Origin of the sequence: Bradyrhizobium sp. IC3195 (genome assembly GCF_020193585.1) — a bacterium.
Taxonomy (GTDB): domain Bacteria; phylum Pseudomonadota; class Alphaproteobacteria; order Rhizobiales; family Xanthobacteraceae; genus Bradyrhizobium; species Bradyrhizobium yuanmingense.
In genome coordinates this window covers 75,316-90,048 of sequence record NZ_JADYVG010000010.1, presented here as the reverse complement: position 1 = coordinate 90,048, position 14,733 = coordinate 75,316, and the positions used below count along the sequence as shown (strand labels likewise).

The following is a 14,733-nucleotide window of genomic DNA, read 5'->3' as shown; positions in this document are numbered from 1 at the left end:
CGTTTATCCCGCATACTGAGGCATGAGAGGCGGCTGGACCGCTTTGGACGAGCGACATCGGCATGTCACAAGCTGCAACTTATAGCGTGCAAACCGTCCTGAAGGACTGCACTCCGACCGAGATCCGCGCGCTTCGCGCCAGCGACGAGGCGGACATGCTCGCCGCCGTCGCGCGTACCGGACCGCAGTCGCTGCAGAACCGGTTCTTCGTTTTGAAACGGCATTTCTCGGAGAAGGAGCGTGCCTTCTTCATGGACGTGGATTTCAGCAATCACGTTGCGCTGGCCGCTCTCGCCGAGGAACAGGGTCGATACGCCATTATCGGGGGCGGCCGGTACGTCATCGTCGAGCCCGGTCGGGCCGAGATGGCCTTCGTCGTGGTGGATGCCTGGCAAGGTCGCGGGGTGGGCTCCTTATTGCTGAGGCACCTGACAGAGATCGCGCGCGAACAAGGCGTAAGAGAGCTCACAGCCGAGGTTCTGTCCGACAACATGCCGATGCGCAGCGTGTTCGCGAAGGCGGGCTTCAAGCTCGCGCGGAGTGACGATCCGAGAACGGTGCACCTGTCGCTCACGCTTTGATCCGCGCGCCCGGCTTGAGCCTCACCTCAAAGCGATCGTGATCCGACTGATGTTGGCCGCCAGCTCGAGCCCCGCCTTCGGGCCTTGCAGCACCATCGTGACGCCCTTTTCGTTGCGGAGGTGCACACCGTTGGCACCGCCGACCAGCGCAAAGCCGCCGCCGACGGAGCTGTAGTTGCCGGCAAAATCTCTGACCTCCCTAATGCCGGATGCCCAGCCGTCGAGGCGACCGACACTTGCACCGACCGTGATGCCCAAGCTCACGCCGCTGACGCTGAAGGGATAGGTCTTGCCCCGGTACGTCAACACGCCGCTGCCGGCGCCACCGCCGGCCAGGAGGCCCGCCTTGACGATCTTCACTCTGACCTGACCGGTGGCCTGCGCGAAGGACGGCGCCGCCGGCAGGGTCAGCCCGAGCGCGAGCAGGAGCAGCGCGACCAGGCGAAATGCGCGCATGCGCGGCTCAGGGTTTTGCGGCATCGACTTTCTTCCAGGTTTCATCGGGATTGAACAACGTGGTGCGCTGGGCGATGAACTCGGTGCGCTTGCCGAGATCCTTCTGGTAGACGACGCCGTCATGATTGACCAGGAAGGTCATGACGCCCGAATTGCCGTATTCCGCGGGCCAGGCGATCAGGGCGAAGCCGCCGATCATCTTGCCCTTGACGACGTAGTTGAGCGCACCGCCGCGCGCATCCCGCCCCTGCGCTTTGAGAATCCGGAAGTAATAGCCGTGATAGGGCGTCGGCCCGACATCACCGCCGCGATAGCCCTCCTTCGTTGCTTCGGCCGCGAGCGCGCCGAGCGGGCTCGGGTCGCTGTCGTCGCGCCAGAACAGGCCGTCCTTCTTGCCGGGCGAGGAGGAGATGCGCTGCGCGTAGACGCCGACGCCCTCGCCGCGGTCCTTTTCCGCATATTCGTTTTGCGCGTCGACGAAGGCGAGCGCGGTCTGGATCGCGTCGAGCTCGTTGCGGCCGATGCGACGGCGCAGCACCTCAATGCGTCCCTCGTCGGTGTCGAACGCCCAACCCGTCCTGGTGTTGACCAGCGGAATTGGAAACGGAAAATCGTCCGGCCCGAGCATCAAGGTGGCGGTCTTGTTGCCCTCCGCCTTGATGCCGTGCTTGGCGTCGTACATCGCGGTGAAGCGCGCTCGAATGTCGTTGTCGGCAACCTCGTCGCCGGACGACACGATGTCCTCTGCATTCCTGCCGAGCACTTTCAAGATGTCTTTCGGGCCGCTCTTGACCGCGGCGGCAAGCGCAGACGCGGCCTCTTCCGGTGTCTTGTAGGATTCCTGCGCGAGAGAGGCCGATCCGAGCAGCGCGAGCGCGAGGACGCCGGGTATCAGCGCACGGCTAAACGATTTCATGCCGGTCATGGCATCACCTCCGCAGGAATTTTCGCGCCGCCGGCGAGCCAGTCGCGATAGGTGCGGAACGCCAGCCCGAGTTTTTCGTAATGGACGCGCAGATAGCCGTCGCTGCCGCGGGTCACGGCAGCGGGCATCGCCTGCTCGACCTCCTGCGCCATCACGCCGACATAAGCCTTGTCGCTGCCGATATAGCTGAAGCGATAATAGCCAAGGCCGTTCGGAAGGTGCCCGAGCAGGACGATGTCATGCTTGAGCGCGATATCCGAGCGCCGGCCGCCGCCGCCACCGCCACGGAAGCCGCCTCCGCCGCCGCCGCGCATCGCCATTCCGCCACCGCCGCCGCGGCCGGCAAAGCTTGGTCCGCCGCCGCCACCGCGCGGCATGCTCGCCATGCTGGCGCGGCCGCGTGCGGATGCTGCGGCCGCCGAGCGGCCGGAGGAGACGTTCATGGCACCGCCGCGATTGCCGCCGCCGCGATTGGCCGAACCGCCGCCGGCGCGGTTCGCAGCCTTGGCGCGATCGCCGCCGCCCTTGGTCGCGCCCTTGGCACGATCACCGGCACCGGCACGATCTCCGCCGCCGGGCCGGTCGCGCGTCCCTGCGCTGGGGCGATCGCCCGCGCCCGGACGGTCGCCGCGATTGCCGGCGCGATCACCTGCGCGATCCCCTGCGCGATCTCCTGCGCGATCTCCTGGACCGCCGCGATCACCCGCACGATCTCCCGCCCGGTCCCCGGCACCCTGGTCGGGGCGCAGCACCTGGTTGCCGTCGCGGCCGCGGAAATCCATCCGGTCCGACACGCCGGCCTTCAGATTGTTGTTGCCGAAGCGCTGCTGAACATTGCTGTTGTTGTAGCGCACACCGCCGCGATGCGCCGGATTGTGCTGCCAGCCATTGCCGATATTCGTGGTGCGATGGTTGACATAGACGTTGCGGTTGCCCCAGTTGCAGCCGCCGCCCCAGTAATTGCCCCAGCGTCCGATCGCCCAGGCCGTGCCGAACGCGATGCCAGCCGCGACCACGCCGGCGCCGATATAAGACGGGTAGCCCCAATAATAGGGCGGATACTCCGCATAGGGCCAGCTGCCGTAGACCGTCGCCGGGTCGTAATACGGCACGTACATCGCCGCGGGATCGGCCTGCTGGATCACGACGACCTGCTTGCCTTCCTGAGACTGGACGCTGACCTTCTGCTGCTTGGTCGTCACCAGCTTCTTGTTGTCATAGGCCTTGTTGCGCAGACGCTGGATCGCGTCCATTACGTCGGGCTGCTGGGCGAGGAAGGCATCGCCCAGCTTCTTGGTCCAGTCGAGCTGCTCGCTCATCATCGCGAGGACATCGGCGGTGCTGGCCAGCGCCTTGACGCTGTCGTCCCAGCCCTGCTTTTCCACTTCCGTCTTCAGCGCATCGCCCTTCAGGCTCTTGCGCTCCTTCAGCCAGCGGTCGGCCTGCACCACCTCCAGCGGATAGGTCGAGGCGGCCAGTACATTGGCGAGCAACTCGTCCGGATAAAGCGCGATCGGCGCGACGAGGGCCTCGAGTTGCTCGGGCTTCAGGAGCTCGGCCGCCGGTGCGGGCGGGCTGGCAGGCTGCGCCTGCGGCGCCGGGGCTGCAGGCGTCGTTGGGGTCTGCGCCATTGCGGCGACCGAAGTTGCCATCAACAGCGCCAGCGCCATCAGGGTCTTGCCGCAACGAAACATCACATCCTCCCTCGGACTTCAGTGCGGGAGGATCAAGCCGGGGCGCAAGCATTTGTTGATCGAGATCAACGAAACGAGGCAGTCGGGGCTGCTGCAGCGCAAGATCGAATAATCATTCGATCAGCTCGGCATCCAGCAGAAGCCGGTTCGGCACCGTCAGGCCGAGGGCCCTGGCCGTCTTCATGTTGATGACGAGCTCGAACCTGGTGGCAAATTGCACCGGGAGAGTGCTGATATCGGCACCGCGCAGGAGACGGTCGACATAGCCGGCGCCATCACGAAATTGCTGGGTCAGATCTGCACCATATGACATCAGCCCGCCATTCGACGCGTAGAAACGGACTGCGAAGATGGCGGGCACGCGCCGCTGCGCCAGCAATGCAATGGCCATCGTGCTGTGGGTTCCGAAGAAGCCGCCATCCGGCAGCACGACGAGGCCGCCGCCTGTGCGCGCCGCCGTCTCGATCGCTGCCGCGATCCCCGGACCGCTGCGAACGCTCGCACCGGCGATCTTGAGGCCGAGACGGCTTTCCATCTGGTGCGCCGCTTGAACATAGAACGGTCCGTAGGGTGCCGATTCCGGATTGAACAGCAGGGCCGCCAATCTGGCCCGGCCGGCCGGAAATCTGACCGCCCGCTCAGCGAGCGGTCGGAAGCCTGATCGTGAACAGTGCGCCGCCCGCAGGCTGGTTCGCAGCAGCGATCGTGCCGTGATGGGCGTCGACGATGGTTCTGGCGATCGCAAGGCCCATGCCCATGCCGTGCGGTTTGGTCGTGAAGAACGGATCAAACAGGCTTGCGAGATCGGAGGCGGGTATTCCGGGCCCGGTGTCGGCGATCCTGATTTCGGCCTGATTGCCGGCAAGCTGGGTCGCGACGCTGACCTCCCGCTTTCCGGCCTCCGCATCGGAAATCGCATCCATCGCGTTGATGATCAGGTTGAGAATGACCTGCTGAAGCTGGACCGGATCTCCCTTGACGTGAAGGCCGGCCAGGGCCGGCAAATAGCTCAACGTGATCCGGCGTCCCTGAGCGAGGGCCTTCACCAGATCGATTGCTTCGCGCACTGTATCGTTGAGCTCGATGTGCTTGACCTCAAACGGGGTCTTTTTCAGAACGCTGCGCAGCCTACGGATCACCTCGCTCGCCCGTTGGTCGTCCCTTCTGATGTCGGCGAGGATCTGCTGAATCTCGACAAGGTCGGGCTGAGCGGCCCTGAGCATGAGCTCTGCAGTCTCCGCATTGGTCAGAATCGATCCGAGTGGCTGGTTCAGTTCATGTGCGATCGATGTGGTCAGCTCGCCAACGGCCGAGTAGCGGTTGACGTGGGCGAGTTCCGCCAGCCGCTGACGCGATTCGACTTCGGCGACGCGGCGCCGGCGACGCTCGTGCAGGAGCCCGCTGATGAGTCCGGTCTGGACCAGGAACACAGCCGAGATCATCAGCATCTGCCATTGATAGCGCTGCCAGATACTCGGCTCGCGAAACAGGATGGTGCTTCCCTTGGGCAGGCGACTCTCGCTGATGCCCCAGCGCTGCAGCTCGCGCCAGTCGTAACGCGGCGCGGCGAAGGCGATCGGCTCATAATTGATGCTCGCCGGTTTCGCGCCGCCAAGAATGCCGATCGCGGCGCTGACGGTCCGCGACGTCGTTTCCCCGATCAAGTGCATCGGTCCCCCGACCGTGCTCTCGCCGAAGAACGGCTCCTGGTAGGAGAAGATCGGGGCGTTGGCGACGGCATGCAGGCTGCGCAGCGCCCAGTCGCTCTCATAGACCACTCCGGCCGCATCGACGGACATCAGCCCCCAGAACAGCGCGGTGTGAGACGGGAGCTTCGATGAGCGCTTCAGGATCTCCTCGAAGGACAAATCCGAGTACCAGACGAGCTCTATCCGGTCGGCAAAAGATTTCAGCTCCCGCTTCAGCTCCTCCGTCCAAAACCTCTCGAGCGGCGAAGCTCCGACCACGATCGCAACCGATTTTGTATCGGGCAGGACCTGAAGAATGTTGTCGAAGGCCGCGACAAAATCGTTGCGGACGGCCACCACGACATCGTTGTCGCAGAGGTCGGTGCGATTAATCAGCCGATGCTCGACCGCGGAGAGGATCAACGGTGCATCGGGGAACAGCCTGGCGCGATATTTCTGCGCAAAGCGGGCGGCAGGCGCGCCGATGCTCAAGACGATGTCCGGCACCGCACCTTGGTACAGCGAGTGTAGATATTCGACGAACGGCGCCTCGGGACCAGGGTTGTTGAAGCGCGCGGTGAGCAGCGCGTGCTCCTGGATATCGAGCGGCCAGGGCGATTGCCGCTCGAGCTCGGACTTGATGTCGCGCGCATATTCGCTCCACGGCCGGAACTCGCGGCCGAAGGAATGCAGCAACAGCACGCGTTTGAGCTCGCCGCGCCGGCTCCGCTCGACCGCACCGGCTTGCCCGGCCGAGAGGCACTCGGCCACGAGCAGGCCGAAACAGAGGAGCGCAGCCGCGAGCCGTGGCTTCAGCCAGTCTATGCACGCGCCCCCGCTCATGCTGCACCCTCACAGCTTACGGCAGCTGCTTTCCAGGCAATAATAGCTGGAATCGCACCATACGGACAGCCCCCGAGGCAGGCCTCAGCAGCGCGTGACGACGCGGCCATAGGCGCCCACGACTTGCGCGCAGGACGGCGCATAATAGGCGCCGGCGGCCGAAATGGCAGGCGAGGACGACTTTCGGAGACCACGTCTCGTCCGTCCTCTTCTCTCGTTCAATGCCCGCCGCTCAGCACGAGCGTCTGGATCGGCAGCAACAGCGCCTGGATCCGCAGCAGCAGCGCGTGCACGAGGCCGACGCCGTCGACGACGTGCAGCGCGATCTTCCGGCTGGTCGAGGTGTCCTTGGCCGAAATCTCCTCGTGATTGCTGGTGTAGGCGTTGACGATGCAGCTCGAGCCCGGCGTGACACCGTCGAGACCGCCCTTGTAGAGCGGCTCCAGGAAAACCAGGATCGTGCCGGGACGGACGGCATTCTGCGGGTCGATGAGCTGCTCTCCGGTGCGAAACTGCCCGGCCGCGATGTAGTCCTGCACCGTCGTGATCACCATGGGGATGATGACCCAGGGTTTGGATATGCAGGTCGCTTCCGCCACCATGCCGGTCTTCATGACCTGCGCCTCGATCTGGCCGAAACCGGCCTGGAGCGCCTTGCGGCCCGCGCCCTCCGGAACGAGAACACCGGCCGGACGCATCAGCTGGTTGACGACATCGCCGGGGCGAACCAGGAACTGCTCGACGCGCCCGTCGACGCCGGCGCGTACGAAAGTCTTGTCGAGATCGACCTGCGCCTGGTCGAGCGCGGCTTCGGCGCTGGCCTTCTGGGCCGGCAGCAGAGCCGAGACCTGCAAGGACACTGACTGCTTCGCCGCCGTCGCGGCGTCGATGCCGGACTGTCGCTGATCGACCAGCACCTGGAGCTTGTCGATGTCACGCTGTGGAACGATGCCGGGATTGCGGCGCTGGAGCTCGGTCTTGACCTCGAGCTCGTCTTTGGCCTGCTGGTAGTTGGCCCTCGCTTCGCCGAGCTGCGCCTCGGCCTTGACCACGTCGGCCTGCGCCGTCTGCATGGCGGCATCGACTTCTGCCACCTTCCGCTTGGCGGTCTCGACCGCAGCCTTTTGCTTCGAGCTATCGAGCGTGAACAGCACATCGCCCTGTTTGACGGGCGCGGTGAAGCCGACTTTGACCTCGGCAACACGGCCCGAGCCTTCGGGCAGAATTGGCACGGTGCGGAAGTACAGCGTCGCCGACGATGTCGCCGGATGGAAGTAGAAGATCATGGTGATGAGCGACACCGTCAGCATCAGGCAGGCGGTGATGCCCCAGCGCAGCTCGTACCAGACCGAGAAGAAGGTGATTTCCTTCCCGAAGCGCTTGCCCTGGGCGTAGCGGCGGTACAGGTAGTCCGGAAGGATCGTGACGAGGGAGCAGATCAGCAGCTCAAGCATGACTGCGCTCCTTCTCCTTGGCGGGTCCCGGCTTGTCCGCGGGGGGCGGTGCGACGGCCGCCTCAGCCTGGACTTCCTCCGCATCGGAGGCCGGCGTCGCGTCGGCGATCTTCTCGACGGACCCGGCAATGCTGCGCAGCGGCGTGCCGAAATCCGGAAGATCGATCATTGCGAGGAGCAGTCCGGCGATCCAGAAGATGTGCATGTGCGTGAACAGCGAGATCAGGCCGAGCACGGCGACTAACTCGAACTGCAGTTTATGCGTTTTGTGCGCCATCCGCTCGGGCAGGCTGTGCAGTTTCCAGTAGAGCGTGCCGACCCAGAGCACGGCCCCGATCAGGAATACGCCCATCACCACCATCAGCGTATCGGTCCCGCTCCCCGGTGCGAGATAAAACGGCAGATGATGCGGTGCCATCGGATGAAGCTGCTCGCTCAAACGTCTCTCCCGGTCAAAACGTCCATGGGCGGCACTGTGTTCGGGTATGTTCGCGTTTGTTTGATTTGAGTCAAGGGAACACGTCAGGGCCAACCCTAGCGTCAGCCGCATGCTGATTGGACAACCATCAGGAGCCGCCCGCCATGCCCGGCCTAGACGATCTCATCCCCAGCGCAGCCCAGATTCGTAAGGAAGCCGCTCTCAAGGAAGCCGAAAAGGCGGAGGAATATGTGCGCCTTGCCGCCGCGGCCGAGGCGGAGAAGCGCGCCTTGATCGAGCGCTTGAGCAAGCCCTCGGGCAAGACCGAGGAGGAGAAGATCAAGCTCGCCTCGACCGTGATCCAGCGCGCGGTGCGCAACGGCCTCACGGAAGTGCTGGTCTATCGCTTCCCCAACTCGCTCTGCACGGACAAGGGCCGCGCCATCAATCAGATGGAGAAGGGCTGGGAGAACACCCTGACCGGAATTCCCAAGGAGATCTTCCAGCTCTGGACCGATTACCTGAAACCGCGCGGCTATCGCATCGCCTATCAGATCATCGATTTTCCGGGCGGCGTGCCCGGCGACATCGGCGTGACCATTTCCTGGGACGATTAGCAACAGGTGGGATCGGCATGGCGAAGGACGGCCCTGCGGAGCGGATGAAGCGGAAGGATTACGAGAAGGAGCTCGAGAAGCTCCAGGTCGAGCTGTGCCATCTCCAGGACTACGTGCGGGAAAACAAGCTCCGGGTCATCGTCCTGTTCGAGGGTCGGGACGCCGCCGGCAAGGGCGGCACGATTAAGGCGATCACCGAGAAGGTCAGCCCGCGCGTGTTCCGGGTCGTCGCCCTGCCCGCGCCGTCCGACCGCGAGAAGACACAATTGTTCTTCCAGCGCTACATGGAGCGATTTCCGGCCGGCGGCGAGATCGTGATCTTCGACCGGAGCTGGTACAACCGCGCCGGTGTCGAGTACGTCATGGGCTTCTGCACCCCCGCCGAGCACGAGCGTTTCCTCAACCTGTGCCCGCAGATGGAGAAATACGTCATCGACGGCGGCATCATCCTGATCAAGATCTGGCTCGAGGTCGGCATGGACGAGCAGGAGCGCCGTTTCAAGGCCCGCATCGACGACCCGGTCCGACAGTGGAAGCTCAGTCCGATGGACCTGGAATCCTTCCGTCGCTGGTACGATTATTCGCGCGCGCGCGACCTGATGCTGAAGAAGACCAGCACGAAGGATGCGCCCTGGAACATCGTCCGCTCTGACGACAAACGAAGGGCGCGGCTCAACTGCATCGCGCACCTTCTCGGCGCCATCCCCTTCAAGCGCATCAAGAAGGACAAGATCAAACTGCCGAAGCGCTCCGACAAGGGACGCTACAACGACCAGGCCAGCCTCAAGAAAATGAGTTTCGTCGCGCAGCGCTATTGAGCAGCGTCAGGCCGCTAAAGCGCGATGCGATTGGAATGAATCGTCATCGCGCTTTAGGTTGTTGTTTGAGCATGTTCTATTCGGAAAACCGCTACACACTTTTCCGGATCATGCCCTAGGGGCCCGACGCTGCCGTCGATCGCTCAATGGCCATACGACCCCTTCAACTCGATTTCAGGCGGATCGTGACGCCACCGACTGCAGCCGATACTTCCGCGCCGACCCGCGGGCCGCTGAGCTGGAGGATCACGCCATTGCTGTTTTGCAACTGAACGGCGCCGGCACCTGCGGCGATTGCCCCACCCGCTCCGCCCACGGCATAAGAGCCTTCGATCGACGCCGGCCCCTTTAGATTGAGCGCGCGGCCGACGAACTTCGTGGTCGACGCTCCGATGGTGAGGCCCACGCTCATGCCAGACACCGTGAATGGGTATTTCTTGCCCCGGTAGACCAGAACGCCCTCACCGCCACCGGCGCCGACGATGAAGCCACCCTTGGTGAAGACGACCGCGACCTGGCCGGTGTCGGCACGCGCGGACGTGCTAAAGCCGGCAACAGCGGCGAGCGAAGCGACCAGGACGGCGCCGAAGGACAGTTTTCTCATGACGTTTTCTTCCCCTTATTGAGCCAGGATCATCGCGAAGTAGCCGAAGATGGTGAGAAGGATGCCCGAGACGGCATAGCCGACCGGGAATCCGATCCAGGGCACGGAGCTCTGGATCTCGACCGCGGCCTCGCGGCACGGGCCGGAATGCGACCGCGCGCCGGCAACGCCGCCCATCAGCACCGCCGGATTGATCTTGAAGACGTGGAAGCCGATCGCCCAGACGATGAACGGCGGGATCGTGCACGCGATGAAGCCGACGATGAAGATCTTGAGCGCGAGCGCGCCGGTGAGCTGAGCCAACAGGCCGGCGCCGGCATTGACCCCGACGATCGCGACGAACACAACGAGGCCGAGATCCTCGAGCACGTTTCGCGCCGCGTTCGGCGTATTGCCGAAGAAGCGCAGCCGCGACACGACCGAGGACACGATCACGCCGGACAGCAACAGCCCGCCGGCATTGCCGAGACCGACCTTGGCACCGAAGGCGGGGAATTCGATCATGCCGATGAGGAAGCCGATGATCATGCCGACCGACAGGGTCAGCAAGTCGGTCGAGGTGTTGGCGCGCGCGATGCGGCCCCACATCTCGCCGAGCTCGTTGACCGCCGACTTCAGGCCGACCACCGAGACGATGTCCATGCGCTCCAGCTTGGTCTTGAGACCGGCCGGGATCTGCACCCCGCCCCGCTCGACCTTGGTCACCTGCAGCTGGCCGGCGATGGCCGTGTCGCGGAAGGACTCGAAGGTCCGCCCGACGACGTCCTTGTTGAAGACGACGATTTCCGCCTGGTCCATGGGTATACCGAGCGTCTTGGCATCGGCGACCTCCGGGCCAATCAGGCCCATCTTCTCAGTCAGATGCTCGGTCGATCCGCCCAGCGCGACGATATCGCCCTTCTGCAGCACGAGCTCGGGATCAGCCCCCTGCGGCTCACCATTGCGCCCGACATTGACGATACGGTACTCGGGATTGACCGTGCGGAATTTGGCGATGCTCATCCCGATCGTCGCAGGATTCTCCAGCCGGTAGGCCCGCAGACCGAACTGACGGTAGCCGGTCAGGGCGCCGCCTTCGAGATCTTTGACGCCGAACTCCTGCTCATACTTCTTGGCGGCGGCCTTGGCATCGACGCCCCACCAGCGTGGCAGGTATTTGCAGATCAGGATGATGCCGACGGTGCCCCAAATGTAGGTAATACCGTAGGACAAAGCGATCATGCCGGAGGCATCCTCGGGCTTCATCCCGGCAGGCAGTTTCACGACTCCCGACGTGACGGCCTGCTCGGCCGAGCCGATCGCCGCCGACATGGTCTGCGATCCCGCCAGCATTCCGCCAGCCGCACCGGGCGGCAATGCGAAGAGCTTCGCCCCAAGCACGACGAGGGTCAGGCCGATCACACTCGACACCACCGCGAGGAACAAGAATTTGATCCCGTCGCCCCGCAGGCTGTTGACGAAGGACGGACCTACGCGCAGACCGACGCCGTACATGAAGAGATAGTAGAACAGGCTCTTGGCGAAGTTGTTCAACTCCAGCTTCACGCCATAGCTGGATGCCCAGACCGAGATGCCCGCGCCGACCACGATGGCACCGGCGACCATGCCGAGGCCATAACCCTTGATGCTGGCTCGGCCGATATAGACGGCGAGACCGACCACGAAGAACAGCAGCAGATACGGGTACTGCTGCAAGAACTGGAAAAATGCCTGCATGTTCGTCCCCTCCCGACCTATGACGCGGCCTTGAGCTTCGGCTGGGCGCTGGGCTTTGGCCTGCCGAGCTTGGCCAAGGCTTCCGTCCGTACGAGTTTCAGCCCTTCCTTGGCGTCGTAGCCGTGGATCTCCTTCACATCGAGCTTGCGCATGAAGTCGATCGTCTCCTGGGTGATGACCTGACCGGGCACCATGATCGGGAAGCCCGGCGGATACGGGATCACGAAGTTGGCCGAGACGAGCTCGGGCCCGGCCTTCAGCCGCCGGTCGATCTCGGGATCGTTGAGGCGGATGTGCTCGCAGCCGGCGACGTCATAGGCCGCGTAGAAGCCGCTGCGGATGTCGCCCTCGTTGGTCTTGGTGCCAGCATCGCCGCGGAAGCTCGGGTGGAAATGCGAGAAGTTCGGCAGATCGGGCACGTCCTTCATGAGGCTCGTCACCCGTGTCTCGAAGGTCTTTCGCGCATTGGCACCGCCCTGGGCCAGGCCGCGGTCGATCTCGCCCGCGATCTCGGCGAGCACGCGAACGAGATGCGCGACGTCGCTGCGAGTGTTGTTGATGTTGGATTGGACCAGCACCGAGTTGCGGGAGGTCTTGTTGACCTGGATGTTGTACTCGTTGGCGAGAATGCCCTTGAACTGCGTGCCGTCATAGCCGGCCGTGCCGCATACCAGCGTCATGCGGGTCGGGTCGAGGCAGAACTCGTCCTCGTCCAGGCTCTTCAGCGTGTTCGCCCAGTTGACGCCGGGGGCGAGGAAGTCGGTGAAGCCGCTCTGGCGGTACTGCGCCGGCACCATGGCGTCGGCACCGAGGATGCGGAAATATTTCGAGATCAGCGGATTGTTGTTGACCGCCTGGCGGATCGCGAACGCGATCTCGATCGCATTGGCGACGAGGCCATAGCCCTCCAGCTCCATCTGCCGCCGTGAGATGTCAAGGCTCGCGATCAGCTGCTGGTTCGGACTTGTCGAGGCGTGGGTGAACACCGCTTCCTTGAACTGCTGCTCCACGGTGTGGAATTCGACGTCCTTGACCGAGAGCATCGAGCCCTGGCGGATCGCCGACATCGACTTGTGGGTCGAGTTGGTCTGGTAGACGCGCAGCCGGATCTGTCGGGGGTCCGGGATCAGCCGGGTCTTGAGCAGCACCTCGTCGGACGGGTTCTTGCCGAGCTCGGCCTGCTGCTTCTCATAGGCCGCGACCGACTTGGGATCGCGCATCCATGCCTCGATCTCGTGGGCCGCGCCAAGTCCGGTGCGGCGGCGCAGGAATGGCGAGAAACGCGCGAAGCCGAACCAGGCTTCATCCCACAGGAACATCAGATCGGGCTTGATGGCGAGGCATTCCTCCATCACCCGCCGTGTGTTGTAGATATGGCCGTCGAAGGTGCAGTTGGTGAGGTCGACCATCTTGACGCGGTCGAGCCGGCCATCGGCCTTGGCGCCCAGCAGCGCCTGCTTGATGGTCTTCAGCGGCACCGCGCCGTACATCGAATATTCCGTCATCGGGAAGGCTTCGACGTAGAGCGGCTGCGCACCGGCCAGCACCATGCCGTAGTGATGCGACTTGTGGCAATTGCGGTCGACAATCGCGATGTCGCCGGGCGCGAGCAGCGCCTGCACCGCCATCTTGTTGGACGTCGATGTGCCGTTGGTGACAAAGAAGACGCGGTCGGCGCCGAGCGCCCTCGCCGCCTTCTCCTGCGCCTTCTTGATGTTGCCGGTCGGCTCCAGCATGCTGTCGAGACCGCCGGTGGTGGCGCTGCTCTCGGCCAGGAACAGGTTCGGGCCGTAGAACTCGCCCATGTCCCGGATCCAGTCGGACTTGAAGATCGACTTGCCGCGGGCGATCGGCAGCGCGTGGAAGGTGCCGATCGGACGCTGCGCGTATTTCTTGAGATTGTCGAAGAACGGCGTGTCGTAGCGATCTTGGATGCCTTCGAGGATCGATAGGTGGAGTTCCAGCAGCTCTTCAACGGAATAGAAGATGCGGCGGACCACGTCCGCCTCGGGATTGCCGGCGAGCTCCTCCACGTCGCGGTTCGAGATCATGTAAAGGTCGAGCTCGGGCCTGACGCGCTTGATGATCTGGGCGAGCCGCAGCGCCGAAGCGTCGGTTTCGTCGTTGAGACCGGCCGAGGCCATGATCGAGCGCAACACCGGTGCATCGTGCCGCGAACGCAGGCCAAAGCCCTCGTTGATGATGACGGCTCCGATGTTCGGATTGAGCATCGTCGCACAGAAAGCGTCCTCCAGGCTGCCGACGATCACAGGTTCATAGATGAACGCGTCGATCGGGCGCCGCAGCTTGCGCCATTCCGCGGCCAGCGCCGGCCATTGGCTGGAAGATACGCCGGTGACGATCAGGGTTTCGAAATACGGCCTGCGCGCGCTGTGCGCGCCAAAGGCCGGCGGCGCCAGCTCGGGCGCATCGCCGTTGCCGTCGTCCTTGGGGCTCCAGTCACCGGCATGTTGGCGGAAGGATCGGGTCGCCAGTGCCTGGGCAATTCTCGTCGCAAGGGCGAACGATGATGCACCGTCGCCGGCGACTGCTGCTTCCCGCAGCGCCGCCATGAGGTGCGGACCGGGATAGCCGTGAAATTCTTCGATGATCGAAAGATCGGCCAACGCCGCGTCATAGGCTGTGCGATTGCCGACGCGCGCCCAGGTCTTTGCTGCTTCCACAAGGTCGCGCCAGTCGTCTGCCCGCGCGCCCGGGCCGGAAAAGAACTGGTCGATACGCTTCTGTGCGGGCTTGGCGTCTTTGGACATCTCTCTCTCCCGATCCTCTAAAGGTGATGCGGATCGTGGGTGCGGCGCGGCTCGCTCCATTGATCCAAGTCAACGGTCGCGTGCATTCTGCGGGCCGACGCCGTGCCGTTCGCAGCGCAACACGAAAAGATCAGGCCGTTCGTTGTGC

13 protein-coding genes are annotated in these 14,733 nt (G+C 64.0%); 3 read left to right on the top strand and 10 right to left on the bottom strand.

Annotated elements, in window-relative coordinates; translation table 11 throughout:
• Positions 1-62: 62 nt before the first annotated feature.
• On the top strand, positions 63-581 hold the full coding sequence (locus tag I6F09_RS20425; protein WP_225188886.1) for a GNAT family N-acetyltransferase: 519 nt from the start codon (positions 63-65) through the stop codon (positions 579-581).
• Between the two features lie 21 nt (positions 582-602).
• Here the strand turns inward: I6F09_RS20425 and I6F09_RS20420 are convergent, their stop codons facing one another.
• The 7 genes from I6F09_RS20420 to I6F09_RS20390 all read right to left on the bottom strand — a co-directional run bounded on the left by I6F09_RS20420 (position 603) and on the right by I6F09_RS20390 (position 8,059).
• Positions 603-1,037: a hypothetical protein gene (locus I6F09_RS20420; RefSeq protein ID WP_306469113.1), complete on the bottom strand. Its 435-nt coding sequence runs from the start codon at positions 1,035-1,037 to the stop codon at positions 603-605.
• Positions 1,038-1,044: 7 nt separating this feature from the next.
• Positions 1,045-1,962, bottom strand: coding sequence for a DUF2950 domain-containing protein (locus tag I6F09_RS20415; RefSeq protein ID WP_225112851.1), 918 nt, complete (start codon positions 1,960-1,962; stop codon positions 1,045-1,047).
• Complete coding sequence (locus tag I6F09_RS20410; RefSeq protein ID WP_225188885.1) at positions 1,959-3,656, bottom strand: DUF3300 domain-containing protein; 1,698 nt, start codon at positions 3,654-3,656, stop codon at positions 1,959-1,961. Before I6F09_RS20410 ends, I6F09_RS20415 begins: the two co-directional genes overlap by 4 nt.
• A gap of 112 nt (positions 3,657-3,768) precedes the next feature.
• Positions 3,769-4,260 carry an ABC transporter substrate binding protein gene (locus tag I6F09_RS20405; RefSeq protein WP_225188884.1) on the bottom strand — a complete coding sequence of 164 codons (492 nt, stop codon included), beginning with the start codon at positions 4,258-4,260 and terminating at the stop codon, positions 3,769-3,771.
• Between the two features lie 34 nt (positions 4,261-4,294).
• Positions 4,295-6,187: a HAMP domain-containing sensor histidine kinase gene (locus I6F09_RS20400; protein ID WP_225188883.1), complete on the bottom strand. Its 1,893-nt coding sequence runs from the start codon at positions 6,185-6,187 to the stop codon at positions 4,295-4,297.
• 218 nt (positions 6,188-6,405) lie between these two features.
• Positions 6,406-7,641 (bottom strand): HlyD family secretion protein, encoded by a 1,236-nt coding sequence (locus tag I6F09_RS20395; RefSeq protein WP_036027994.1) that lies wholly within the window; start codon positions 7,639-7,641, stop codon positions 6,406-6,408.
• A complete protein-coding gene (locus I6F09_RS20390; protein ID WP_035999432.1) occupies positions 7,634-8,059 on the bottom strand; it encodes a hypothetical protein in 426 nt (141 codons plus the stop codon). The genes I6F09_RS20395 and I6F09_RS20390 overlap by 8 nt, the downstream gene beginning before the upstream one ends.
• A 164-nt stretch (positions 8,060-8,223) precedes the next feature.
• Here I6F09_RS20390 and I6F09_RS20385 point away from each other — a divergent pair, with 164 nt between their 5' ends.
• Positions 8,224-8,676, top strand: a complete 453-nt coding sequence (locus tag I6F09_RS20385) for a hypothetical protein (RefSeq protein ID WP_035999435.1) — start codon at positions 8,224-8,226, stop codon at positions 8,674-8,676.
• Positions 8,677-8,693: 17 nt separating this feature from the next.
• Positions 8,694-9,494: a polyphosphate kinase 2 gene (ppk2, locus tag I6F09_RS20380; protein WP_109143802.1), complete on the top strand. Its 801-nt coding sequence runs from the start codon at positions 8,694-8,696 to the stop codon at positions 9,492-9,494.
• A gap of 163 nt (positions 9,495-9,657) precedes the next feature.
• Here ppk2 and I6F09_RS20375 read toward each other — a convergent pair whose 3' ends face one another.
• From I6F09_RS20375 to I6F09_RS20365, 3 genes are read right to left on the bottom strand one after another with little or no spacing between them, the layout of a single operon-like run.
• Positions 9,658-10,098, bottom strand: a complete 441-nt coding sequence (locus I6F09_RS20375; protein WP_035999439.1) for a hypothetical protein — start codon at positions 10,096-10,098, stop codon at positions 9,658-9,660.
• A 15-nt stretch (positions 10,099-10,113) separates the two neighbouring features.
• Positions 10,114-11,814, bottom strand: coding sequence for a transporter (locus I6F09_RS20370; protein ID WP_035999441.1), 1,701 nt, complete (start codon positions 11,812-11,814; stop codon positions 10,114-10,116).
• Between the two features lie 17 nt (positions 11,815-11,831).
• The gene (locus tag I6F09_RS20365; RefSeq protein ID WP_225188882.1) at positions 11,832-14,585 is read right to left on the bottom strand and encodes a decarboxylase; all 2,754 of its coding nucleotides are present in this window, start codon (positions 14,583-14,585) and stop codon (positions 11,832-11,834) included.
• Positions 14,586-14,733 lie beyond the last annotated feature (148 nt).

Coding starts and splice junctions, on each gene's coding strand:
- I6F09_RS20425 (WP_225188886.1), top strand. CDS start 63: ATGTCACAAGCTGCAACTTATAGCGTGCAAACCGTCCTGAAGGACTGC.
- I6F09_RS20420 (WP_306469113.1), bottom strand. CDS start 1,037: ATGCGCGCATTTCGCCTGGTCGCGCTGCTCCTGCTCGCGCTCGGGCTG.
- I6F09_RS20415 (WP_225112851.1), bottom strand. CDS start 1,962: ATGACCGGCATGAAATCGTTTAGCCGTGCGCTGATACCCGGCGTCCTC.
- I6F09_RS20410 (WP_225188885.1), bottom strand. CDS start 3,656: ATGTTTCGTTGCGGCAAGACCCTGATGGCGCTGGCGCTGTTGATGGCA.
- I6F09_RS20400 (WP_225188883.1), bottom strand. CDS start 6,187: ATGAGCGGGGGCGCGTGCATAGACTGGCTGAAGCCACGGCTCGCGGCT.
- I6F09_RS20395 (WP_036027994.1), bottom strand. CDS start 7,641: ATGCTTGAGCTGCTGATCTGCTCCCTCGTCACGATCCTTCCGGACTAC.
- I6F09_RS20390 (WP_035999432.1), bottom strand. CDS start 8,059: ATGGCACCGCATCATCTGCCGTTTTATCTCGCACCGGGGAGCGGGACC.
- I6F09_RS20385 (WP_035999435.1), top strand. CDS start 8,224: ATGCCCGGCCTAGACGATCTCATCCCCAGCGCAGCCCAGATTCGTAAG.
- ppk2 (WP_109143802.1), top strand. CDS start 8,694: ATGGCGAAGGACGGCCCTGCGGAGCGGATGAAGCGGAAGGATTACGAG.
- I6F09_RS20375 (WP_035999439.1), bottom strand. CDS start 10,098: ATGAGAAAACTGTCCTTCGGCGCCGTCCTGGTCGCTTCGCTCGCCGCT.
- I6F09_RS20370 (WP_035999441.1), bottom strand. CDS start 11,814: ATGCAGGCATTTTTCCAGTTCTTGCAGCAGTACCCGTATCTGCTGCTG.
- I6F09_RS20365 (WP_225188882.1), bottom strand. CDS start 14,585: ATGTCCAAAGACGCCAAGCCCGCACAGAAGCGTATCGACCAGTTCTTT.